Genomic DNA, 19571 nt, shown 5'->3' on the forward strand with positions numbered 1-19571 from the left:
TCAAAAGTGTATTCTCTAATACGAGTAATCAGAACTTAATTTAATCAAAGGTCAGTAGACTTTACTCTAGAAGCAATAACGGCAGGCCTGTATGATGCAACAAAAGTAATCGTAATCACTGCAATACTTGTCCATAAAAAATCCGTCCAAATCATTTTTACGGGATAGTTATCTATTACAGAGGAGCTAATTCCTAGAGAAACAATTCCATATCTATCTTGAATCAAGCAAATTATAAATCCTAAGGCTAGCCCTATTGTCGCTCCTGTAAATGCGATGATAGCGCCCTGTTTGATATATATCTGTTTGATCAATTTGGCTTTTGCTCCCATAGCGATGAGGACAGCCGTATCTTTTTTCTTTTCTATGGCCATCATGGACAAGGAAAAGAAAATATTGAATGAAGCTACAGCAAGAATAAAGCTGAGGGTAATAAAAACAAATAGTTTCTCGACTTTGATAGTTCTCAAAAGGCCAGCGTGCTGTTCGTCAGTATCTTTGACTGAGAAATCTTCTCCTAAGATGGTTTTTAATCTTTTTTTGACAGAAGAAATCTTAACACCATCTTCCACTTTGATTTCCACAGAGGTTCGCTTTGCACCATAGTTGAGTAAGTCTTTTACAAAGTTGATGGGAGCGATGATGTAGTTATCGTCAAACTCTTTTTCTATACTAAAAAAAGCAGAAGGTTTGATGACATCTCTAGCATAGAGTTGTCTTGGGTCGAGCGTGCCCGCATTTCTTGGTGCTTTGGGATAGAATACTTGCAGTAGTTCAAATTCATTGTCAAGGTCCATAGATAAATAGAATCCGACTCCTCTTCCTATGATTGCTTTAGGTTGCGTATCAGTTCCCAATTCTAATTGTCCCCAAATGTAGCCTTCTTCAAACCTTCCTTGTTTGAGATAATTATCAGAAACTCCCTTAAGTCTGGCGAGATGTTGGTAGTCTTTGTATTTGAAGAGGGCATTGTCTTCAATGACTTCAGTCAAAATCTCCACACCTTCGGTATTTCTGATTTGATCAAGCCATTCTTCGGTGACTTCAAATGACTTTCCTTTGACTGATTCTATTTTCAGTTCAGCATCAAAAGAGGCATATAGACTTCGGATCAAATCCTCTAGACCATTGAAAACGGAAAGCACGATGACCAATGCCATCGTACCTACCGCCACTCCGATCATAGAGATGCGTGATAGTATGGTGATGAAGTTCCGCTTTTTTTTACTGCGAAAGTATCTTGCTGCTATGAAAAAGGAGAGGTTCAATACCTTTAAGTTGTTTTACGATTAATCTTCATCTTCCCCGTCTTCTTCTGGTGCTTCAGGAATATCTAATGCAGAGATGACTTTGTCCATGTGCTGGGCATAAGAAGCGGATTCGTCTATAAAAAAGGCGACTTCAGGAATGATTCTCACGCTTTTACCAATTCGTCTTCCAAGATGCTTGCGGATTTCTTTTTTGTGATCATTGATTTTATCAAAAAGCTCTTGATTATTGGCAAGCAACAAACTCAAATTAATTTTGGCAACGCTCAAATCAGGGCTCATAATCACTCTAACTACTGTAACCATCGCATTGCCTACCAATGGTTTTGCTTCTTTTTGAAAAATTTCTCCGAGTTCCTTTTGAATCAGCTTTGAATATTTTTGTTGTCTTTTACTTTCCATATCAATAATAGTTGGTACAAATTTAGTGAATTAAATGAGTAACCTTTAATTTCGTATGTTCCGATTGTTACACCACTCAATATAAATTCTATTTTGCTACGATTTTTCAGAATCAACGACCCTTTCCGATTGATCGGTATCTTAATCATTTTAGTCATTCTGAGTGGAGTATATTATTGGGTTTTGAATGTGCCAATGTTGCAGCCGGAGTTGATCTGGATGCTAGCAGGTGAACGACTTGCTGAAGGCTATCACATGTATAAGGATGTCGTAGATGATACTGGCCCACTCTCTTCGGGGACCTATTGGATAATCCATTTGATTTTTGGGAAAAGCCTCACAGCTTTCAGAATCTTGGCAGCTTTGGTAATCCTCTTTCAAGTAACTTATATCAATTCATTATTCATCAGGTATAAGTCCTTCGAAGAGAATACATACATTCCGGCTGCCATTATGGTTGTTTTATTTCATCTATCTTATGATTTCCTGACTTTATCGCCAGCCTTGATGGGGAGTACTTTTATATTGCTTGCCCTTGGTCAATTATTCTCTCAGACCGTTTTACAGAAGGAAGGATCCGATTCGGTTTTATTAGTGGGTGTATTTGGTGGAATCGCAGCTTGTTTTCATTTTCCTTTAGTGGTGTTTTTACCCTTTTTGGTGGTGTCAGGAATTATTGTCAGTGGGTTTACATTTAATCAATTTGTCTTGGCATTAGTGGGTTATATCCTTCCAATAATCCTTTGCGGACTTTATTATTTTTGGATTGACGCATTGCCCGAATTCATATTTGAATATTTTTTAGCTACTCGGATTATTGAGGTGTATCAGCATGTCAGATTAGAAGACACAATATTTCTTTTTGCTCTTCCGGTGTCTTTGGCATTTATAGGTTATTTTGTGGGGTTGTGGTTCAAGCAAATCACGGTCAATCAACAAAAGCAAAGACAACTTATATTTATATTTCTATTATTTGCCATTGGGTCTGTGTTCCTGACCAACAGAAGGACTCCCTATCAGTGGATTATTTTATTGCCTGCTTTGACTTATTTTATCAATCAAATTTTCATCTATCTCACCCAGAAAAAAGTCTTACAAGTTTTTGTTTTTGTGTTCTTTTTGGGCGTACCTCTGGTTGGGTACAGCTGGTACATATTTCAAAATAGTTCGGGTAGACTTGATTCTTATTCAGTCGTTTATCAGGAAAAACATCAAATAGCCAATGGTAAGAAAATTCTTGTTCTGGGAGATGATATTGCTTATTACAAAGAAGCGAGTCTCGGTACTTCATATTTGAATAGTAAATTATCAAATAGAATTTTGAAGGATTTTGATGACTTTGCAGATATGGCAGCTGTTTATCAAGAATTTTTTTCTGAGAAACCTGATATCATATTTGATCAGGAGGGAGTTTTTGCTGGTTTAATAGAACGAGTTCCTTTACTTGGTGATTTGTATAAGAAAGAGTCTCCTGGTATTTACCTGCTTCGATAAAAAATCTCAATTTTCAGAATATGAAAAAATTAAGATTTGGTCAAATGAAATTTTATTTTGTTTGGTGGATTTATCCACTTGATAGGGGTGTAGACTTAATTTAAAATTCTCAGTTACAGTGTTTTATCCACAAAATCAAGATTAAAAAATATCACATAACAAATTGAAAGTCAATAAGTTAAGTAGTGGTAATTATTACTTGTTGATAACTTAATGAAATTGTGGATAAAAAAACCTTGCTTTTATGCATCTGTAAATACAGCTCATTTTCAGGTATTTTGAATAGATAGAAAACAAAAAAAGGAAGCTTGCATTACTCTTTTATGATACTAAAATTGTATTTCAAATAGAATAAAATTTGGTAGAAAAGTTTAGTCATTCACTATGATTTTACTTAATCCACAATTGACAAGATTTAACTTAAATATTATGTCAATTTTATAGTGGGATAATTCAATTGGTAAATATTAAGTAATATGTCACAAAAATTTAATGTGTTCCTTTTTTAGTTTTTGGGATTAGGTTTATCGTAAAATATATTGGGGCGATTGATAATAATTATCAAGATGCGGCAGCTGTAACAGAAAAATACGTGGAGGATGCAGTGGATGCTTTGATGGAGGGGAAGAAAATTGCAGTAGAGACTACAAAAGCAATTGGCTGTACGATTAAGTGGACCAAAGCTGATTGATAGCTTTTCAAAAAACGAGAACATGTGTAAATCCAAAAGGGGAACATTCGTTATTTGAATGTTCCCCTTTTTCTATTTATATGCTTATCACACTGCTTTTGCTGCATCCATTTGATCTATGATATCTTCATAGTCTAGCTTGTCCCAATTTTGCGTGATAAGTGGATTTGACATTACCTTGTCCATGATGCTTTCTTGAAGTTTGCCTTGTGCATATGCTTCAGAATAGGGTATATCAGAGAATGTAACCATGGTGTAGAGTGGAATCCAGTCCTTTGGATATAGACTGTGTAGTTTTGCCTCTATTTTTTTCCTAATCATAAATTTAGGATCAGCAACAGCATCTCTCATTTCAACAAAGTTCTCCAAAGCTAATTGGCAAATTGCATCTGTATCAGGCTTTCTATTTTTCTGGAACTTTGCAAACACCAAATCCCAAGCTGTTGTACCGTACTTATCGATTAGGCTATCTAGAATAAAGCAATCTTCAAATCCACAATTCATACCTTGTCCATAAAAAGGAACCATAGCATGCGATGCGTCTCCAATCAGCAGCGCCTTATTTTGAACCCAAGGATAGCATTCTATATTGATCAATGCGGAAGTCGGGTTTCTCAAAAATTCTTCGGCAAGATTTGGCATCACCTGATGGGCATCATCAAAGTAGGTTTTGAATACACCGATGACATCTTGCTCGTCATTAATTTTATCAAAGCAGACCTTAGTTCCTTCAAATGGGAGAAAAAGCGTACAGGTAAATGATTTATCTGGATTAGGAAGTGCAATTAACATGAACTTCCCTCGAGGCCAGATATGAAGTGCATTTGGATCCATGGCAAACTCACCATTTGGAGTTGCTGGGATTGTCAATTCTTTGTAACCATGAGTGATATACTCTTGCTTGTAATTGAATCGCCCTTGCTTTTGCATGGCCATCCTCAAAGCACTGTAAGCACCGTCTGCACCTATAATAATATCGGAAAAGACCTTTTTCTTTTCAAATCCAACTGAAAAGTGGAGTTCATTTTTATGTAAATTGATATGGTCACAGCGGTGTCCAAAATTCATTCTTACACCTTCTTGCTCAGCTTCATCAATCAATACACGATTAAATCGACCTCTAGAGATGGAATAGATAGCTTGGTTTTCTTTTCCATAAGGCATAAAAGTAGTCTGTCCATGTTCATCATGAATTCTACGTCCATACATTGGAATTGCAAGAGGCATGATTTTGTCTTTCAAGCCGACCTTTTCCAAGGCCTTCCAGCCCCTGTCACTCAAGGCCATATTGATTGACCTGCCTTCTTCCTTGTATTGTGAGCTTCTATTGTCCTCTCTCTTTTCATACAGAGAGACATCCAAACCTCTTTTTTTCAAATATATACTTAATAGAGACCCAATAAGGCCTGCACCTAAAATGCTAATGTCGTTTTTTTCCATTACTTCTAATTCAATCCCCTTCTTTCACACAAATTTTTTAATCGACTTCTCTAAGATTTGAGCGAATCTATATACATCCTCAAAGCTGTTGTATAGCGGTGTGGGTGCTATGCGTATTACATTTGGATTTCTCCAATCTCCGACGATTCCGTTTTTGTAAAATTCGTCAAATACTGCTTTTCCTCCTTTATGAATCAGCAAAGATAATTGACAACCACGCTCCTTGACGTTTTTTGGAGTTATTATTTCAATCACACCGGTGTCCCCACTAATTTCTTCAATCAAAAACTCCAGATAGGATGTTAAAGTTTCGCTTTTTTGTCTTAAGTTTTTAATTCCAGCCTCTTGAAAGATATCTAAAGAAGCTTGGTGCGCGGCTAGTGCCAATACATTGGAGTTGGCAAGCTGCCAACCATCAGCACCAAACATCGGCTTGAAACCCTTTTCCATCTTGAATCGCTCGCCTTCGTCATGACCCCACCAACCTGCAAAACGGATCATATCTGGTTTTTCTGCATGTTTTTCGTGTACAAAGATTCCTGAAACATTTCCTGGGCCAGAGTTCATGTACTTGTAACTACACCATGTAGCAAAATCTACGCCCCAATCATGCAAAGCCAAAGGAGCATTTCCAGCAGCATGTGCCAGATCAAATCCAACATAAGCACCCACCTCTTTGGCAACTTGAGCAATCGCTTTCATGTCAAAAACTTGACCTGTATAGTATTGTAATCCAGCCATCATCACCAAGGCCAATTCTTCACCTTGCTCTTTGATTGCGAGAAGGATGTCTTCAGTTCTCAGTGTATGCTCACCCTCTCTTGGAGCTAATTCCACAATTACTTCATCTGGATTTAGGCCATGAAATTTCACTTGCGTTTCCAACATATACATGTCAGATGGAAAGGCACCTGCTTCGGTGATGATTTTGAATCTCTTTGCTGTAGGCTGATAGAATGAAACCATCAAAAAGTGAAGATTTGACGTCAAGTTATTCATCGCCACCACTTCATGCTCGTGTGCTCCAACAATCTCTGCTAGTGCTGGTTTGGATTTTTTCCGGATATGATACCAAGCGTCCTCTCCATGAAAATGTCCGTCTACCGCCATTTCAGCCCAATTATCTAGCTCCTTTTGAATGTAGCTTTGAGTTGTTTTGGGTTGTAAGCCTAGTGAGTTTCCACAAAAGTAAATTGCTTCTTTTCCATCAAATTTTGGGAAGAAAAATTTGGAACGGAAGGACTTCAGTGGATCTTGTTCATCCATTTTTTGGGCAAAACTCAAGCTGTATTCAAAATTGATTTGATTACTCATGCTTAATTTTTTTGAAATTTAATTTTGGCGCATTTTTATTTGGTCATGACTGTACCACAACTTTTACAGGTGGTGTGTTCAGAATTTGACCAAAAGCGATCCATAATCGGTGGGAGTTGATTGACAATATCCGTGACAACGGCATATTCTTCATAGAGTTTTTCGCCACAGTTTTCACAGTGCCAGATAAAACCATCCCGCTCACCTTCTCTTCTGTATCTTTCAAATACCAAACCGATGGTATTTGCTGGCCTCCTTGGGCTATGCGGAGTGCGTGGAGGTAATAGAAATATCTCTCCTTCTTTTATATTGATGTCTTGAGGTTTTCCATCTTCTACAACTTTCAAGGTGATGTCACCTTCGATTTGATAAAAGAACTCTTCCCCTTCGTTATAGTGATAATCTTTTCGGGAGTTTGGTCCGCCAACGACCATCACAATAAAATCTTCATTGTCTTTAAAAATTTGCTGATTGCCAATTGGTGGTTTGAGCAAATGTCTATTTTCCTCTATCCACTTGGTGAAATTTATCGGGTTTGATATCGGCATAGTTTGGCGATTTTCGTTTATCTGGTTTTTCTTTTTCAATGCGATAGAAATGATTTTCATCATCTCTGTGTTGCATACTAACTTTCAATACATTCTTAACTCAAAAGAAGGCTAAAAGTATAAAAAAACTGTCATTTTTTGAGTTTCTTTGATTTTCAAATCCATTCTTATGATTCAATTACCCATCGTCGATACGCATTGTGATTTACTTTCCTACTTAGCCAGTGTGCCCGGAGCACGTGCTGATAAGACTGAGGACATCGCTTGTGCCATTCCATTTTTGAAAAAAGGAAATGTCAAATTGCAGATTTTAGCCATCTTCACAGATGTTGTTCCTGGTAGCATGGATTTCGCCTCAAAGCAAGTGACTCATTTTCAAGAGATCTTAAAAACCTTTTCAAATGATTTGCAATATGCTGACAAAGATTTTCTTGCTGGAATAGCGAATCAACAGAAAATTGGTGTGGTTACATCAATCGAAAGTGCATCAGGATTGGCAAATGAAACAGTACCCATCCAAACGGCTATTGATAATTTGGACAGAATCATAGAGAAAACTGGAAGGGTAGCTTACATCAGCTTGACACATCACAAGGAGAATCGATTTGGAGGCGGAAATTATACAGAGGGAATTGGGCTGAAGGATGATGGTAAAAGACTGCTGGATTACATGGCTATTAAGAATGTGCCGGTAGATCTTTCACATACTTCGGACTTGCTGGCTGAGGGGATTTTAAAGCATATTGATAAAGAAAATTTAGAAGTTCCAGTTTTGGCAAGTCATTCAAACTTCCGATCGATTTGGAATCATAAACGGAATCTGACGGATGAATTTGTCAAGGAGATTATTCATAGAAAAGGATTGATTGGAGTGAATTTTCTAAGAGCATTTTTAGATAATGATAATCCAGATAGAATATATTACCATATTTTGTATGGCTTGGAAAAAGCTGCAGAAGACCAAATCTGCTTCGGTGCAGATTATTTTTACACAGTGGGATTTGCTGATATTGGAAGAGAACCTTTTTATTTTCCAAACGTCGAAAATGCTGGAAAATATCCCGATGTCCTGACCACATTAGCTGGTAGAATGAGCTCAAAGCAGCTCGAAAAGCTGGCTTTTAAAAATGCCCAAAATTTCTTTTCAAGAGTTTGGAGTTAAGTGTAAATTCTCAAAAAAAATAGAACAATGTCCTCACATCATTTTGTCAAGGAGCAACAAGAACCTGCATTGCTTATTTTGGATACCAAAGGCTTCAGTTATGAAACAATAGCACCACTTCTTGAGTGGTCACCGACTGTCTTGGTAGCGCAGGAGGAAGTACTTACGGTCATATCTTGGGGTCTAAAAATAGATTTGATTTTGGCACAAATGGATTTCCAAAAAGAAAACTACCATCTACTAGAAGAGCAGTATCCAGTTAAATTTTTAGGAGTTGATAATGATGAGTTTTTGGAAAATGGATTACAATACTTGATTGCGACAAAGCACTCGGCAGTAAATATCATAGGATTCAATCATCAGCAGGTTTTTAGTTTGGAAGAGAAACTGGCTTTCCTCGATTTAGTAATTTGGGATGCACCGATGCGGTATTTTCCAGTTAAAAATGGCGTGTTTAAAAAATGGTTTTCTTCTGCGACATTACAGCTTCATGCTCCTGAGGGGACTTTTATTGAGGTTCAAGAAGATAGTGAAAGTCAGATTCATAGAATCACCTATGCGACTTTTGTTGAGGTGGAAGAAGGTACGACAATATTAAAATCTGATAAGATTTTTTGGGTTGGAGAATTTGTGATGGAGGTTTAATCAAATTGTATTTAGGAATTAATGCTCACTGATTGGGAATAGGAAACTTACATTTGTTCCATTAGAGCTACTTTTTATACTGATTTCTATACCTAGATATAATGCGATTTTATACATAATTTGTAGTCCAAAACCAGACTTATCTTTCTCTACATCTTTCAAAAACACTATACCATCTTTTACTTGTTTCAAAAGTTCATCAGAAATTCCTGGTCCAGTATCTTTTACATTTACGCTATACCTACCTGATTCAAAGTGGCCACTGAGTCTTATTTCGCCTCTCTCTGTAGTATATTTTAATGCATTGATCAGTGCATTTTGAATCATCATATTGCAAAGCGACAGATTACTGTTTGATAAAACGAAATCTTCATTTTGATCAATTATTAAGGCAATATCTTTATCTTCTGCATAGGCAATGCTTTCTTCTTTAAGGTCAGCAATAATTTTATTTACATTGAATGAATCTGATTTTAGAAACTGGGTATTGTTAACTTTAGAAATCAATAAAAGTGCATTGACAGTCTTTTTCATCTTTTGAATTGTCAATTGCATATCCATTAATTTTTCCATCTGCCTATCGCTGACCTCTTCACTTGAAAAAAGAGCCTCAACTTTTGTCTGAAGGATTGAAATGGGGGTTTTGAGCTCATGTGATGCATGTGATATGAACTCCCTCTCCTGATTGAAAGACTTTTGAATCCTTCCCATCATCTCAGTTATCGATTCGTCCAAAAGTTTGAATTCATCAGTTGTTGTGGTTTCTGGAAGGTATGGAAACTGTTGGGGTTCGTGGATTTGAGAAAGCTTATTGGTGATGATTCTCTTAAATGGGCGCAAGATTTTCTCCGTGAAAAGTGAGTCTAAAAATGAAGTCAATACGAGGAAAATGATCAAAGTCACAATTAGAATATTAAAGAGAATAGACTCGATGTCTTTGATCGTTTCTATGCTTCTTCCTATCTCCAGGATGTATGTGTTTTCATCAAATTTAAAAGTATGAGAATACACCCGATAGGTTACTTTTTCTTTTTCGAGAATTCTGTCCTCTACAAATATTGTATCTACTTGATTGTCATATTGCCAAAGTTCAAGTAAGATATATTCTTCTTTGAGGATGTTGTATGATCCAAAACCAATACTGGGATCATCATCGGTAATGAAGTTATCCATTCCTCTTTCCGAAATTATTCCAAGGACTTCATTCTTTTTTTCGAAAAGCTGATTGTCTGTGTTGTTGAAGGCAAAATATTTCAATAAAAAAGGCGCAGCGGTCAAGAATACCAAAAGAATCAGTCCCTTGGAAAGCAGGTTATACAGGAGTAACTTCTTGGATATGCGCATTGAATTTTATTTTCTGATTTTGTAACCCAGTCCGCGCACAGTCTCCAACCAATCTACATCAGCAAGGGCCCCCATTTTTTTTCTTATATTTTTAATGTGTACGTCAATATAGTTGGATTGATGGTCGTCATCCAAATGATCTCCCCACAAATGTTCGGCAAGTTGAAACCTATTGAGGACCCTATTTTTGTTGATCATGAGAAAGTGAAGAAGTCGGAATTCTTTATTTGTCAAAGGGATTTCCACTTTCCCATGTGACACCAACTTGCTGTTCAAATCCATTTGAAAAGCTCCAATTTCTAAAAGATTATTATTCCAGCCACCTTTTCTTCTCGCAATTGCTTGCATTCTTGCCTTGAGTTCTAGAAGTGAAAATGGTTTGGATAAGTAATCATCAGCACCTTGCTGCAGTCCTTCGATCTTATCATTTACCTCTGATCTCGCAGTCAAGATGATGATAGATACATCTTCCTGATAAGCATTGATTTCATTTATCAAATCCAATCCATTGCCATCGGGTAGTCCAAGATCTAGCAAAACAAAATCATAAGGGTTTATTGCTAGTTTTTCAGAAGCATCCTTGAGATTTTGTGACCAATTACAAATATACCCTTCACGCTCTAAGAAATCTTTGATTTCAATTCCTAGTTGTTTTTCATCTTCTACTAATAAAACTCTCATAACCTCTTTGATTTTTTGATAGGAATGGCGTAGGATGTTTGAACGGAGAATATGAATCTTTTGGTAGAACTATCGAAAGAAGGAAGATTTAAAGGGTTGATATATCTTGTGTGAAACCCTATGTCCCAATACCCAATTCCAAAGGTAATGGGTAACACGGCTTCCCAACTTAAGAGCTGCAATTTTTCCAATTCTAGATTCTCTTGGCCACTTAAGTCATATCCTGTTTGGTAAAACTGTGATGTACCAGCCATCAAGGTAAACTTAGGCTCGAATGAAAGGGTGATTTTATTAAATAGTTTTTGGTCAAATTCAAAATACCGAGAGTGAGAACTGCTGATAAAGTAATCCGTTTCTTCGTTGAAAAGAAATTGACCTTGGATATTACTGTATAAAAAACCCCATTCCCAGCCAAATGTCGCCTGTAAAAAGCCAAGGTTTTGAATGCCTGTGACATCGCTAACTTCATTGACGAGAAATTGGGTATAACTTACGTTAATATCTGTTGTCTCACTTAAATCTTTATTGTAACCTAAGCTTAGAGCGTATTGCCAAGGCAAATCTGCTTGTAAAAATTTAATAGAAGAGGCATTGAAATAAATTCCTGAATTGAAATAATACATCAAATCAGCAGTTAAAAGTGGTATATTTTCTCCAAAATCTCTTCCCAAGAAATGAAAAGAATTTTGGTATTTGGTACTGATTAATACAAAGTCATAAACATCCTCTTTTTCAGCAATATCACTAGAATCATTGTCTTGAGCTACTGCCGATTCGATGAGTGCTAAGGATAAAAATATGACTGTGATTAATTTAAATTTCATATTTGACGATCTTGAATAGATAATCTAAAGATAAATATTTAAACGAAAAACAGGTGCATCCTGAAGCTGCACCTGTCATATTTATAGTTTTATTATGTGTAGGGTTAAATTCCACCTGGTTTTCCTCCAGGAGGTGTCACTGGTTTTCCTGGTGGGGTCGGTTTTGTTGGTCTTACTACAGGTGGAGTAGGTCTTGCCGTTGGGACAGTTATATTCGGTCTCGTTGCTTGGCCTGGTACAATGGGTTTGTTATTGGCTTTTGATTTAGCTTGATTCGATATTTCTCTTCCTTTTTCAGCATTCACTGAACCAAGATTTGATTTTTCATTTGCTTTATCACTTCTTCCGATTGCTTTTTCTCTTAGTAAAGTGCTTTTTCTAGCTGCACTTGAGATACTAATTCCTTTTTCCTTTTTTGCTTCAACCGTTGTTGTCGTTTGGCTTGTTTCAGAGCCTTTTTCGACCTTTTCAGGTAATTCTGTTTTAGTTGGTTTTGCTTTCTCTTTTTCTGTTGATTGCGCCAAGCTGTAGCTAGCCAACAGAGTAAAGAAAAGTAAGAATGTTAAACTTTTCATTTCAGTTTAATTTATTATTTAACCCAAATTAAAAACAAAAGAATGAAGCAAAGATGAAGAATGCTAATTTTATGAAATTTAGCACTTTATAATTTAGCTTTTACTATTCTATCTCTGTTATTCAGGTCTTTTAATATCATGATTTCTTTGTAACCCTGTTCTTTGAGAAGGTTTTGAACCCTCTCTCCGAGAGCTTCATTGATTTCAAAATAGAGTTTGCCACTCGATCTCAGTACTGATTTTGCTTTTTTTGCGATGATTTTATAAAAAATAAGTGGGTCATTGTCTTTGACGAATAGAGCTAAATGCGGCTCGAAATTGAGTACATTTTCATGCATCAGAGCTTTTTCTGACTCACAGACATAAGGAGGATTGCTGACAATAATATCCAAATCTTTTACAGGAATATCTTCATTCAGTATGTCAACCTGAAAAAAAGCAACAGGTGCTTCATGCTTTTTAGCATTTTCTTTGGCTACATCCAAAGCTTCTTTGCTGATATCTAAGGCAAAAATCTTCGAAGAAGGAATCTCTAAAGCCAAGCTAATCGGGATGCATCCTGATCCTGTGCCAATATCCAAAATACGTAAATTGAGTTTTTTGTTTTCCTTGATGATCAAATGGACGAGTTCTTCGGTTTCATTTCTTGGGATCAGCACGGAAGCATTTACCTTAAACGCTCTACCGTAGAAGGGTGCCTCTCCTAAAACATATTGAATTGGTTTTTTTTCTAAAAGTTGGGAAAATGCCGATTGTAAATTTTCAGGAATTTCTCCTAAAGCCTCGTCTTTCAGAACATCCATTTTTCCTTTATTAAAAAAAGCCTCAAATAGCCAAAACACCAAACTTTCAGCTTCTTGTTTTCCATAAATGGGTTGGAGTTTCTCTGAATATGTAGTGAAAAGCGATCGGAGTGTCATGTTTTGAAGCTGATTGAAAAGACAAAGTTAAGATTTACTATTGATGAATTTATCAAAAATATTCGTGCCGACTCCATAACAAACCACATCCCAAATGTCAGCAGTGTAAATATCAGACCATCGAGGAAGCAAGACTTCAAAGAGAAAGGAAAAATACAACCATCCTACCGTCAACTGCATTTTAGAGAAATAAAAGTAGTTTTTCAGCGGGTGAATCCATCTGAATACTTGCAAAGTCAATCCCAACACAACAGGCATTGCCAGCAAGTCATCTAAATATGCATGGATAAATGGGATATAAATTCCCAGCAATCGCTCGACAGCTTGATTGATCCAAAAAAGAACACAAGCCGTCAAAAAATATAAGTTTTTGAATACTGTCATCAGCCAGGTAGTGCTGCAATAACCCAAGCTAAAAAGGTAATGATAGCCAGATAGATGGTATAAAAGAAGTTCCCAACTTTTTTCATTCCCTTCACAAACTCACTATCTGTTTCTTTGATGTAAAAGACCCACTGTTCTTCGTTGGCTTGTGTATCTCTATCTCTTTGTTCCTTATATTCTAAATCTCTGCCGGCAAGTGGTTTTCCACAATGTTCACAGAGGTCGTTGATATCCGTAGTCCATTTTGACCATTGCCCACAGTGGGGACATTTTTTTTCTCCCATAGCTCAAAGTTAATCATCTTAATTTTTAATTCTTCAAAAACACCTTATCCGCAATGATGATACCGAAATAATCTTTCAGTATTATATTTTGAATTTTGGACTTTTTCCTTATTCCATCCTTTTCTTCCTATCTTTGCTTTTTCAAACGTAAAATCATGAAACTTCACACCAGTACAGTCCATGGGGTCATCACGGCCATAGAGGATATTTTCAAGAATAATAGATATGCTGACAAAGTAATAGAAAGAACCCTGCGCTCTAATCCCAAATGGGGAGCAAGAGACAGAGGTTTCATTGCTGAGTCTGTTTATGATATGGTTCGCTGGTGGAAATTAATCAATAAAGTAAGCCCCTCAGATGATACTTACCATTTGTTTGGGACTTATTGGTTGCTCCAAGGAAATGAACTCCCTGAATGGCGAGAATTCAAAGGTATAGATTCCAAGATGGTGGAGCACAAATTCAATAAAATTGAAGATAGAGCCACGCTTCAGTCTATTCCAGAATGGCTCGATGAAATGGGTGAAAGTCTCCTAGGAGAAAAATGGGATGCAGAAATCGAGACTTTGAATACCCAAGCAGAAGTGGTCTTGAGAGTAAACACACTCAAGATTTCTAGAGAAGATTTGATGAATCGCTTGGCAGAAGAAGGTGTCGAAACCTATGCGCCAAAAGGATACAAAGATGCCTTGGTACTTGGAAAAAGACAGAATATTTTTAAAAACCCAGCATTCAAAGCGGGTATGTTCGAAGTACAAGATGCTTCTTCACAATTGGTGGCTCAGGCTCTGGAAGTAGAGCCAGGGATGCGTGTGATCGATGCTTGTGCTGGAGCTGGCGGAAAGTCACTACACCTTGCAGCCTTGATGGAAAATAAGGGCAGAATCCTTTCTATGGACATCGAAGGTTGGAAGCTTCAAAATGCAAAATTGAGAGCGCGAAGAGCTGGGATCAGCATCATTGAGCCACGAGTGATCGAAGGGAATAAGACGATCAAGAGACTGAAGGAAACAGCAGATCGACTTTTACTTGATGTGCCTTGTACAGGCTTAGGTGTATTGAGAAGAAATCCGGATACTAAATGGAAAATCTCGCCGGAGTCAGTGGCAAAAGTTCAGGAAATCCAGCAGGAAATCATTCAAAGTTATTCTACCATGGTCAAGCCAGGTGGGATCATGGTTTATGCGACTTGCAGTATTTTGCCAAGTGAAAATCAAGATCAAGTAGCCAAATTCCTTGCCTCAGAGAAAGGTAAACCTTTTGAATTGATTGAAGATCAAAAAGTGCTGGCTCAAGAAAGTGGCTTTGATGGGTTTTATATCGCCAAACTCAAAAAGAAGGCTTAAGCACCTTTTTATTCCATAATTAATCTGCCTTTCAATCAGAATCTTTTAGATTTGTGATTTCCAAAATTCTTGATCCGATGCAACAAGATAAAATAGACGCAATAAAATCTGAAATAGCCGCCACAGATGCTCAAAACGCAGATGAGCTGGAGGCTTACAGAATGAAATATATCAGTAAAAAAAGTGTCGTTGGGGAGCTTTTTGCTGAAATGAGAAATATCCCTAATGAAGAAAAGAAAGCTTACGGTCAGTTGATCAATGAGGTGAAAGTTCTTGCTGAAGAGAAATTCCAAGAATTGATCGATAAGGTAAACAACAGCCAAAAGCAATCTAAATCACAAGATATTGACCTGACACTTCCGCCAACAAACGTGGGAGTCGGAGGGATTCATCCTTTGACAGCTACACGTCAGCGGATTATAGAGATTTTTGAAAGAATTGGCTTCAACCTTTCCGAAGGACCTGAAATCGAAGATGATTGGCATAATTTCACAGCTCTGAATTTTCCTGAAAATCACCCTGCAAGAGAAATGCAGGACACTTTTTTCATTGAGAAAAATCCAGACATCGCTTTGAGAACACATACATCCTCTGTGCAGGTGAGGGTGATGGAAAATCAAAAACCACCTATTCGGACACTTTCTCCTGGAAGGGTTTATAGAAATGAAGCGATTTCAGCAAGAGCACACTGTATCTTCCATCAAGTGGAAGGGCTTTATGTGGATGAAAATGTGGGATTTGCTGATTTGAAGAATACACTATATCATTTTGCGAAGGAAATGTTTGGCAAAGAGACCAAAGTGAGATTCAGACCTTCTTACTTTCCATTTACTGAGCCAAGTGCGGAGATTGATATCTCTTGCCAACTCTGTGGAGGTTCTGGCTGTAATGTCTGCAAAGGTACAGGATGGGTAGAAATCGGTGGCTCTGGGATGGTAGATCCAAACGTCCTTGAAAACTGCGGTATTGATTCCAAAAAATACACAGGATTTGCTTTTGGTATGGGAATCGAGCGGATCGCGATGCTCAAGTATCAAATCAAAGATTTAAGACTCTTCACTGAGAATGATGTCAGATTTTTGAAGCAGTTTAGACCGATGCTTTGATTGATGATTAGGTATTGAAGAAAAAGTATAAATAATTCGAGAGCTTGGGTTTTATCAAATCCAAGCTTTTATTTTTTCAGTCTTTTGATTTCTCTGTCAAAGTCTGAAACAATTTTTTGAGTTTTATTAAACTTCTCGTATTCCTCTCCAGCTTTCTGAAAAAATATCTGTGATTTGTTGGTAAATACGACGCTCACTTGCACGGATAGAGCGAATTCGCTCAAGTAATTCTTTGAAGTAGTCCTTGCCAAAAAGTGTTTCCCCTTGCTTCAATCGGTCATCATCAAGCACAAATCCCTTGATGATATATTCTCTAAGGGTCTTGGTCGCCCAAATTCTGAATTGGGTAGCTTTAGCAGAATTTACCCGGTAGCCTACAGAAATAATGGCATCAAGGTTATACATTTTATATCTCCTTGATACTTCTCTGCCACCCTCTATTTGAACTTGTAAAAATTCTTTACAAGTTGAGTATTCATCTAATTCCCTGCTTTGAAATATATTTTTGAGGTGAATAGTGATATTTTGTGGAGACGTTTCAAAAATCAATCCCATTGCTTTTTGTGTAAGCCAAATGGTGTCATTTTGTATCAAAACTTTAAGCGATACCTCTCCACTCGGAGCTGTATAAAGAATGAAATTATTTTCTGAAGCGAGGTCTGTCATTGTAGATTCTGATTAAAATGGCACTAATTTCCATCAATAAAAAAGCTTAATAAACTCTAAAATAAGTGTTTTTAAGAGAAAAAAGGCAATATCTTAAATTTAATTTAACAGGAGCATAAAATATTTTTACGCTAAAATTTTAATTCCTTTTCAAAGATTTACCTAGCCAATTCCACCAAATACAACACATACTTTTCACCTGATTTTGTCCCAATCAGGAATTGTGTACCGCCGTCTTTTAGTTTATATTTTTTCTTGAACTCGTCAGGGGAGAGTATATAATTTCTCGTGATGACATTGATTTTTCCAGAAGGAACAAGCTGTTTCAATTCCTTTTTGGGATTTTGAATTTCTTGTAAGATTTTAAAAATCCGTCCTGGAATCTGTTCAGCTGGTAATGCATCACAAGTAAAAAGATGACTATTTGGGTGGAGTTTTTTCAAGCCAAAATGCTGTCCAAATATCTTGAAAGCACCCGCTTTGAGGATACTTGACGTGGGTTCGATGAGATAGTTCCCTGCCGCTCCTAAAACACTTTCGGCTTTTTCCTCCGCTTCAAAAGTGAAAGAGAATTCTCTTTTCCTATCGGGGTGTAGATCGACAGCAATGATTTTTTGGTACTCTATTTTGGGTTCTTGCTGCCATTTGAGGAGCACTTCCTTGACTTCATTACGGACAGAGATGACCCACACTTGTTGGATTTCTGGAATCTCAATCAGCGCTTGCTTGATGTCAAGCATTGGAGAGGCTTTGATCAAAATGCTCTCAGCTTTAGACTTCAACAAATCCCAATGCACCACCACATCAGGTTCACAATCCGCCAATTTGTAAAGCTTTTGATTTTGCCCACCACGACGGGCAGGATCTACATAAATTAGGTCGAAAAACTCTTGACTTTTGGAAAGAAAATCCAAGCTATCACCCTGGATGACCGTGAATTTATCCGGAGAGAGCTGCTTGAAATTGTGTTGAGCGATTTTTGCTAACTCTTCCTGTCTTTCGCAGTAAATTGCTTTTTCGAAATTCTGCGCCAAATAATAAGTGTCAATTCCCAAGCCTCCTGTCAAGTCGATCATGGATTTTCCTTTTACCAATTCAGCTTTGAAAATTGCAGTATCTTCCGAAGAAGCCTGTTCCATGGATATGGATGCAGGGAAAAGTAAATTTGGGTTTACAGCCCAAGAAGGGATTTTGTTTTTGGCTTTTTGCCTTGCATGGATTTGTTGCACTGCAAACTTGAGATCAAATTTGGTCTTTCCAGCATATTTTAAAAGCAATTGTGCAGGAACTTCATGAAGATGATCCTGCACAAATTGTTTGAAGGTTTCAGTATCGAATTGGCTAATATCCAAATTATACCAAGTTGTGTTCTACTAAGTATTCTGCGATTTGCACGGCATTGGTAGCGGCGCCTTTTCTCAAGTTATCTGCCACTATCCACATATTTAATGTGTTGGCCTGAGATTCATCTCGTCTCAATCTGCCGACAAACACTTCATCTCTTTTGTGTGCTGTCAATGGCATTGGATACACATTGTTTGCGGGGTCATCTTGTACGATTATTCCAGGAGCAGCGGCGAGCAGGCTTCTTACTTCTTCTAAGTCAAAATCTTTATGGAACTCCACATTGACAGCTTCAGAGTGACCACCCATTGTTGGGATTCTTACTGTCGTTGCCGTGACTTGGATGCTATCATCGCTGAAAATTTTCTTCGTCTCGTTGATCATCTTCATTTCCTCTTTGGTGTAGCCATTTGCTTGGAATACATCAATGTGAGGAAGTACGTTCAAATCTATTTTGTGTGGATAGACCATTTCTGCTTTTTCTCCTGCGCGCTCAGCCATCATTTGGTCTACTGCGGCTTTTCCAGTTCCTGTTACAGACTGATAGGTAGACACCACGATTCTTTTGATCCCATATTTTGCTCTCAATGGCTCAAGTGCCAACACCATTTGGATGGTGGAGCAGTTTGGGTTTGCTATGATTCTGTCGTCGATTCGGAGATCTTTAGCATTGATTTCTGGTACGACCAATTTTTTACTTGGGTCCATTCTCCAGGCCGAGGAATTGTCAATGACAATAGTGCCAGCTGCTGCAAATTGTGGTGCCCATTCTTTGGAAGTGTCTCCTCCTGCCGAAAAAATAGCGATGTCAGGCTTCTCAGAAACTGCCTGTTTAAGTCCAATTATCGTGTATTCCTTACCCTTAAAAGTCATCTTTTTCCCTGCGGATCTTTCACTTGCGACCAAGAGTAATTCATCAAATTGGAAATCGTGCTCTGCCAGCACTTCTAGGATTTCTGAGCCTACCAATCCGGTAGCTCCTACAACGGCTAGTTTCATTTTAATAGTTTTTGATTTGTTAAAATTGAACCGCAAAGGTAAGTCAAGAATTTTCAAAATGAACTCCTTTGGCGGCGATAATTGGTTAAACATCAAAGAAATGCCCTTTTGTTTAAGGATTTTAGAAGAAAAAT

The 19571-nt window shown here is 37.4% G+C and carries 20 protein-coding genes; 5 read left to right on the forward strand and 15 right to left on the reverse strand.

Annotated features, from left to right (window positions below; genetic code table 11):
- Positions 1–44 precede the first annotated feature (44 nt).
- Together IEV57_RS15435 and rbfA are read right to left on the reverse strand one after the other, a co-directional pair.
- Positions 45–1268: an FtsX-like permease family protein gene (locus IEV57_RS15435; protein WP_188443946.1), complete on the reverse strand. Its 1224-nt coding sequence runs from the start codon at positions 1266–1268 to the stop codon at positions 45–47.
- A 21-nt stretch (positions 1269–1289) separates the two neighbouring features.
- Positions 1290–1670 (reverse strand): 30S ribosome-binding factor RbfA, encoded by a 381-nt coding sequence (gene rbfA / locus IEV57_RS15440; protein WP_188443947.1) that lies wholly within the window; start codon positions 1668–1670, stop codon positions 1290–1292.
- Positions 1671–1763: 93 nt separating this feature from the next.
- On the opposite strand from rbfA, the gene IEV57_RS15445 reads away from it, so the two are divergent.
- Entirely contained in the window at positions 1764–3164 is a 1401-nt protein-coding gene (locus tag IEV57_RS15445; RefSeq protein ID WP_188443948.1) for a hypothetical protein, read from the forward strand.
- Between the two features lie 778 nt (positions 3165–3942).
- On the opposite strand, the gene IEV57_RS15455 is transcribed toward IEV57_RS15445, so the two are convergent.
- From IEV57_RS15455 to IEV57_RS15465, 3 genes are read right to left on the reverse strand one after another with little or no spacing between them, the layout of a single operon-like run.
- Entirely contained in the window at positions 3943–5295 is a 1353-nt protein-coding gene (locus IEV57_RS15455) for an FAD-dependent oxidoreductase (RefSeq protein ID WP_188443949.1), read from the reverse strand.
- Between the two features lie 24 nt (positions 5296–5319).
- On the reverse strand, positions 5320–6609 hold the full coding sequence (gene kynU, locus IEV57_RS15460) for a kynureninase (RefSeq protein WP_188443950.1): 1290 nt from the start codon (positions 6607–6609) through the stop codon (positions 5320–5322).
- A gap of 35 nt (positions 6610–6644) precedes the next feature.
- Positions 6645–7157, reverse strand: a complete 513-nt coding sequence (locus IEV57_RS15465) for a 3-hydroxyanthranilate 3,4-dioxygenase (RefSeq protein ID WP_188443951.1) — start codon at positions 7155–7157, stop codon at positions 6645–6647.
- A 169-nt stretch (positions 7158–7326) separates the two neighbouring features.
- On the opposite strand from IEV57_RS15465, the gene IEV57_RS15470 reads away from it, so the two are divergent.
- The gene (locus IEV57_RS15470; RefSeq protein WP_188443952.1) at positions 7327–8319 is read left to right on the forward strand and encodes a dipeptidase; all 993 of its coding nucleotides are present in this window, start codon (positions 7327–7329) and stop codon (positions 8317–8319) included.
- 27 nt (positions 8320–8346) lie between these two features.
- Positions 8347–8964 (forward strand): thiamine pyrophosphokinase, encoded by a 618-nt coding sequence (locus IEV57_RS15475; RefSeq protein ID WP_188443953.1) that lies wholly within the window; start codon positions 8347–8349, stop codon positions 8962–8964.
- An 18-nt stretch (positions 8965–8982) separates the two neighbouring features.
- Here the strand turns inward: IEV57_RS15475 and IEV57_RS15480 are convergent, their stop codons facing one another.
- From IEV57_RS15480 to IEV57_RS15510, 7 genes are all read right to left on the reverse strand, one after another.
- Positions 8983–10308, reverse strand: coding sequence for a sensor histidine kinase (locus IEV57_RS15480; RefSeq protein ID WP_188443954.1), 1326 nt, complete (start codon positions 10306–10308; stop codon positions 8983–8985).
- A 6-nt stretch (positions 10309–10314) separates the two neighbouring features.
- On the reverse strand, positions 10315–10989 hold the full coding sequence (locus IEV57_RS15485; protein ID WP_188443955.1) for a response regulator transcription factor: 675 nt from the start codon (positions 10987–10989) through the stop codon (positions 10315–10317).
- Entirely contained in the window at positions 10986–11813 is an 828-nt protein-coding gene (locus IEV57_RS15490; protein ID WP_188443956.1) for a hypothetical protein, read from the reverse strand. Before IEV57_RS15490 ends, IEV57_RS15485 begins: the two co-directional genes overlap by 4 nt.
- A gap of 104 nt (positions 11814–11917) precedes the next feature.
- Positions 11918–12388 (reverse strand): hypothetical protein, encoded by a 471-nt coding sequence (locus tag IEV57_RS15495; RefSeq protein WP_188443957.1) that lies wholly within the window; start codon positions 12386–12388, stop codon positions 11918–11920.
- A gap of 86 nt (positions 12389–12474) precedes the next feature.
- Positions 12475–13308, reverse strand: a complete 834-nt coding sequence (gene prmC, locus IEV57_RS15500; RefSeq protein WP_188443958.1) for a peptide chain release factor N(5)-glutamine methyltransferase — start codon at positions 13306–13308, stop codon at positions 12475–12477.
- A gap of 27 nt (positions 13309–13335) precedes the next feature.
- On the reverse strand, positions 13336–13692 hold the full coding sequence (locus IEV57_RS15505) for a magnesium citrate secondary transporter (protein WP_188443959.1): 357 nt from the start codon (positions 13690–13692) through the stop codon (positions 13336–13338).
- The gene (locus tag IEV57_RS15510; protein ID WP_188443960.1) at positions 13692–13976 is read right to left on the reverse strand and encodes a hypothetical protein; all 285 of its coding nucleotides are present in this window, start codon (positions 13974–13976) and stop codon (positions 13692–13694) included. The genes IEV57_RS15505 and IEV57_RS15510 overlap by 1 nt, the downstream gene beginning before the upstream one ends.
- 155 nt (positions 13977–14131) lie before the next feature.
- On the opposite strand from IEV57_RS15510, the gene IEV57_RS15515 reads away from it, so the two are divergent.
- Positions 14132–15322 (forward strand): RsmB/NOP family class I SAM-dependent RNA methyltransferase, encoded by a 1191-nt coding sequence (locus IEV57_RS15515; protein WP_188443961.1) that lies wholly within the window; start codon positions 14132–14134, stop codon positions 15320–15322.
- Positions 15323–15399: 77 nt separating this feature from the next.
- A complete protein-coding gene (gene pheS / locus IEV57_RS15520; protein WP_188443962.1) occupies positions 15400–16428 on the forward strand; it encodes a phenylalanine--tRNA ligase subunit alpha in 1029 nt (342 codons plus the stop codon).
- A 126-nt stretch (positions 16429–16554) separates the two neighbouring features.
- On the opposite strand, the gene IEV57_RS15525 is transcribed toward pheS, so the two are convergent.
- From IEV57_RS15525 to IEV57_RS15535, 3 genes are all read right to left on the reverse strand, one after another.
- Complete coding sequence (locus IEV57_RS15525) at positions 16555–17094, reverse strand: virulence RhuM family protein (RefSeq protein ID WP_188443963.1); 540 nt, start codon at positions 17092–17094, stop codon at positions 16555–16557.
- Between the two features lie 158 nt (positions 17095–17252).
- A complete protein-coding gene (locus IEV57_RS15530) occupies positions 17253–18446 on the reverse strand; it encodes a class I SAM-dependent methyltransferase (protein ID WP_188443964.1) in 1194 nt (397 codons plus the stop codon).
- A 1-nt stretch (position 18447) separates the two neighbouring features.
- Entirely contained in the window at positions 18448–19437 is a 990-nt protein-coding gene (locus tag IEV57_RS15535; RefSeq protein WP_188443965.1) for an aspartate-semialdehyde dehydrogenase, read from the reverse strand.
- Positions 19438–19571: the final 134 nt, after the last annotated feature.

Source organism: Belliella aquatica, from assembly GCF_014637795.1.
In the GTDB taxonomy this organism is placed as follows: Bacteria; Bacteroidota; Bacteroidia; order Cytophagales; family Cyclobacteriaceae; genus Belliella; species Belliella aquatica.

Bases quoted from the DNA above. Each gene is read 5' to 3' on its own strand.
- rbfA (WP_188443947.1), bottom strand. From the start codon at position 1,670: ATGGAAAGTAAAAGACAACAAAAATATTCAAAGCTGATTCAAAAGGAA.
- IEV57_RS15455 (WP_188443949.1), bottom strand. From the start codon at position 5,295: ATGGAAAAAAACGACATTAGCATTTTAGGTGCAGGCCTTATTGGGTCT.
- kynU (WP_188443950.1), bottom strand. From the start codon at position 6,609: ATGAGTAATCAAATCAATTTTGAATACAGCTTGAGTTTTGCCCAAAAA.
- IEV57_RS15465 (WP_188443951.1), bottom strand. From the start codon at position 7,157: ATGCCGATATCAAACCCGATAAATTTCACCAAGTGGATAGAGGAAAAT.
- IEV57_RS15470 (WP_188443952.1), top strand. From the start codon at position 7,327: ATGATTCAATTACCCATCGTCGATACGCATTGTGATTTACTTTCCTAC.
- IEV57_RS15475 (WP_188443953.1), top strand. From the start codon at position 8,347: ATGTCCTCACATCATTTTGTCAAGGAGCAACAAGAACCTGCATTGCTT.
- IEV57_RS15480 (WP_188443954.1), bottom strand. From the start codon at position 10,308: ATGCGCATATCCAAGAAGTTACTCCTGTATAACCTGCTTTCCAAGGGA.
- IEV57_RS15485 (WP_188443955.1), bottom strand. From the start codon at position 10,989: ATGAGAGTTTTATTAGTAGAAGATGAAAAACAACTAGGAATTGAAATC.
- IEV57_RS15490 (WP_188443956.1), bottom strand. From the start codon at position 11,813: ATGAAATTTAAATTAATCACAGTCATATTTTTATCCTTAGCACTCATC.
- IEV57_RS15495 (WP_188443957.1), bottom strand. From the start codon at position 12,388: ATGAAAAGTTTAACATTCTTACTTTTCTTTACTCTGTTGGCTAGCTAC.
- prmC (WP_188443958.1), bottom strand. From the start codon at position 13,308: ATGACACTCCGATCGCTTTTCACTACATATTCAGAGAAACTCCAACCC.
- IEV57_RS15505 (WP_188443959.1), bottom strand. From the start codon at position 13,692: ATGACAGTATTCAAAAACTTATATTTTTTGACGGCTTGTGTTCTTTTT.
- IEV57_RS15510 (WP_188443960.1), bottom strand. From the start codon at position 13,976: ATGGGAGAAAAAAAATGTCCCCACTGTGGGCAATGGTCAAAATGGACT.
- IEV57_RS15515 (WP_188443961.1), top strand. From the start codon at position 14,132: ATGAAACTTCACACCAGTACAGTCCATGGGGTCATCACGGCCATAGAG.
- pheS (WP_188443962.1), top strand. From the start codon at position 15,400: ATGCAACAAGATAAAATAGACGCAATAAAATCTGAAATAGCCGCCACA.
- IEV57_RS15525 (WP_188443963.1), bottom strand. From the start codon at position 17,094: ATGACAGACCTCGCTTCAGAAAATAATTTCATTCTTTATACAGCTCCG.
- IEV57_RS15535 (WP_188443965.1), bottom strand. From the start codon at position 19,437: ATGAAACTAGCCGTTGTAGGAGCTACCGGATTGGTAGGCTCAGAAATC.